The sequence below is a fragment of the Desulfovibrio sp. 1188_IL3213 genome, assembly GCF_036763145.1.
Classification (GTDB): Bacteria; Desulfobacterota; Desulfovibrionia; order Desulfovibrionales; family Desulfovibrionaceae; genus Desulfovibrio.
In genome coordinates this window covers 1-2,777 of the sequence record NZ_JBAIYR010000317.1, presented here as the reverse complement: position 1 = coordinate 2,777, position 2,777 = coordinate 1, and the positions used below count along the sequence as shown (strand labels likewise).

General features: G+C 57.2%; 2 protein-coding genes and 1 pseudogene. 1 reads left to right on the top strand and 2 read right to left on the bottom strand.

Annotated elements, in window-relative coordinates; genetic code table 11:
- Window positions 1–561 (top strand): annotated as a pseudogene (locus V6C16_RS10840) (4Fe-4S dicluster domain-containing protein); the annotation flags it as partial.
- 271 nt (window positions 562–832) lie between these two features.
- Here V6C16_RS10840 and V6C16_RS10835 read toward each other — a convergent pair.
- Entirely contained in the window at window positions 833–1,972 is a 1,140-nt protein-coding gene (locus tag V6C16_RS10835; protein ID WP_333534996.1) for a double-cubane-cluster-containing anaerobic reductase, read from the bottom strand.
- A gap of 161 nt (window positions 1,973–2,133) precedes the next feature.
- Window positions 2,134–2,777, bottom strand: a 644-nt coding sequence (locus V6C16_RS10830) for an acyl-CoA dehydratase activase (protein WP_333543193.1), incomplete at its 5' end; no start/stop codon positions are given.

Here is a 2,777-nt window from a genome sequence, read left to right as displayed (position 1 = left end):
ATTGCGGCAGGCATGGCGCGGAGCGCCAAAAGCGGCAGTGCCGCGCTGGAGGAAAAGCAGGCGGCTGGTGCGGGCATAAGCGCAGAGGCGGCTAAAGACACGCCATCGTCGGTTCCCGGCTGGATAAAGCGGGTATGGGTTGCTTTGGCCCTTGTACTGGGTTTTACCGGCATGATGCAGATGCCCATAGCCACGCGTTATGGGCTGACCAGGCTGCCCGGCATGGGCTGGACCGGGGATTTTTATACTACCCTCAATATTCACTATGTGGCGGGCGCGCTGCTCATTGCGCTGTGCTGCCTGTTGGTGACGCTCAAGCTGAAAGCGGGCGGCGGTTTTCCCCGGCTCGTGTTCTGGGGGACTGTGCGCGTCTGGCTGGTTGCGGGCCTTGTGCTTACGGGGATTTTTCGCGTGCTGAAAAATCTGCCCGCATTTTCTTTTGCCCCGGAACTGGTCATGGGGATGGATCTTGCGCATCTGGGGCTTGCCGCCGTTCTCGGCGTGCTGTCGCTGGTGTTGTGGGCAAGCGGCCGTAAGGCATGGACGGGCAGGGCGCGGTAGCACCCGCAGTTAGGAGAAAACTCGTCTTTAGAGCAGATTAACTTTGAAATACTTCACATTTCAAAGTGTTCATTCAGCCGTAAAATGTGATTTTCAGCTGAATCCACGCCACATTGTGGCGCGTTGCGCTTTCGTGCAGCGTTAGAGCATTTACACTTTTTCAAAGTGAAAATGCTCTGGGTTGAACAGAGCCTGTTGCCGCCCGGCATTGGTGCGAGGGGAGGCAACAGGCTCTGTTTTTTGCTTCTGCGGGGCAACGGCGCGGCGAGGGTTACAGCATTTCCAGAAAAGCCTCAACGCGCACCTTGAGTTGTTCGGTGTCTGTCTCGGAATAGTCTGTTTCAATATTCAGATAGGGCAGGCCCAGGTCGTTCTGCACAAATTTTTTAAGCGTCCAGGCTTCAACAGCGTAGGTCTGACAGCCCTGCCAGGTAAGGTCCACCACGGCATCTGCCGAAAAATCCGCCGCCATCTGCCGCAATGCTTCATATCTGTGCGGATTGGGCGACATGACGGCGCAGGGTACGTCCAGATAGCGCCTTGCCATTTCGGTCAGCGGGTCGCTGTCTTCTTCCATCATGACGCGGGTTTTTTTATAGGCCGAGCAATTGTCAAGGCAGACAACGCTGCCGCCGCATTCCTCAATAAGGCGCACGACCTTGTGCGAACCAAGACCCACGGGAACGCCTGTAAGCAAAATGCGCGGAGCCTCGGGGCTGAAAGCCGTTTGCCCTTCAGCGGCAAGTGCGCCCAGTTCTTGGGCCAGGTCTTGCAGCATGGCGATGCCCACTTCCTTGTCGGGGAAAAAGGATGTTTTAAAGGCGATTTCCACCAGTTCCACGCCGGTGACAGGCGAGGGTCTGCGCTGCGCCATATCCATGACTGCCTTGAGCGCCAGCCGTTCGCGGTTCATGAGGATAATGGCCTCGCGCAGTTTGGCATCGGTGATGCTGACGCCGAATTCCCGTTCAAGGCGGCGCACCAGCCCTTCAAACTGCTTGCGCCAGTAAGACAGGGCATCGCTGTCCTGAATCTGCGGCAGCTGCAGCAGGGCCACAGGCTTGTATGGGGCAAGCAGTTCATACATCTTTTTCTTGCCGTCACAGGTGGTGTCGGCCACCACAATGTCCGCAGCCGCAAGGTAGGGGCAACTGTCGTTGAGGGCAAAACCGAAGCTGCTTTTGATCAGTGGGCAGAGGGAACGGGGCAGCACTTCCTCGGCAGCGGGAATGGAGTCGTTTTTTGTGCCGCAGAGAGACACGGGAATTGCCCCGGCTGCCAGGGCAATTTCTGAGGGCGAATACAGGCAGAACTGTCCCACCACTTTTTTGCCGTTCTGCTTGGCTTCCGTAAGGTTGAGCACGTTTTTTTCAAAGGCCGTGGTGATCCTGTCAAAACTGGCGCACTTCATGTCTGCTCCCGGATGGTTTAGAGTTTTGTCACTATGTCTGGCCGTCTAGGGCAGTTAACTCATTTCATTTGTAAACTGCTCCGCAAGGATTTTTCTGAAAATCATTGACGCGAAATGCGAGCAGGCAGGCTTTTGCCTGCCGTAAGCGAGCATTTCAAATGTTAAATGCTCCAGGCACATTGCTGTTTTTCAAGCTGATGCGCCGCAAGCAAGGCAGCGCCCAGAGCGCCCGTCAGTTGCGGCTCGTCGGGAACCCGCACGGGTATTTCCAGTTCGCGGGAAAGAAAGTTGCAAAACGCCGGGCTTGCAGCCATGCCGCCCGTAAAAACACATTGGCCTGTAAAAGAGATGCGGCGGGCAAGGCCCCGCATGCGTCTGGCTATGGACACAAAAACCCCGGCTGCCAGATCGGCGGGCGGGGTTCCCTGAGCCAACAGGCCGACGATTTCTGTTTCTGCAAAAACAGCGCACATGCTCGAAATGGGAACCGGCTTGCCTTCAGCCGCCGCCTTGCCCAGTTCGTCCAGCGGCATGCCCAAAATACCGGCCAGAACCTGCAAAAAGCGCCCTGTGCCCGCCGCGCATTTGTCGTTCATGACAAAATCGCGCACACCGCCGTTTTCATCCAGGCTGACGGCCTTGCTGTCCTGGCCGCCAATGTCGAGCACTACGCCGGAACCGGGAAAAAGCCACGAAGCGCCACGCGCATGACAGGTGATTTCAGTTACGGTTTTATGGGCAAAGGGCAGGGCGATGCGCCCGTAGCCCGTGGCAACGATGCGGGCCAGGTCGGCGCGGTTCACCC

What these genes read in the sequence shown, in the direction of transcription:
- V6C16_RS10835 (WP_333534996.1), bottom strand. Translation starts at nt 1,972, where the DNA reads ATGAAGTGCGCCAGTTTTGACAGGATCACCACGGCCTTTGAAAAAAAC.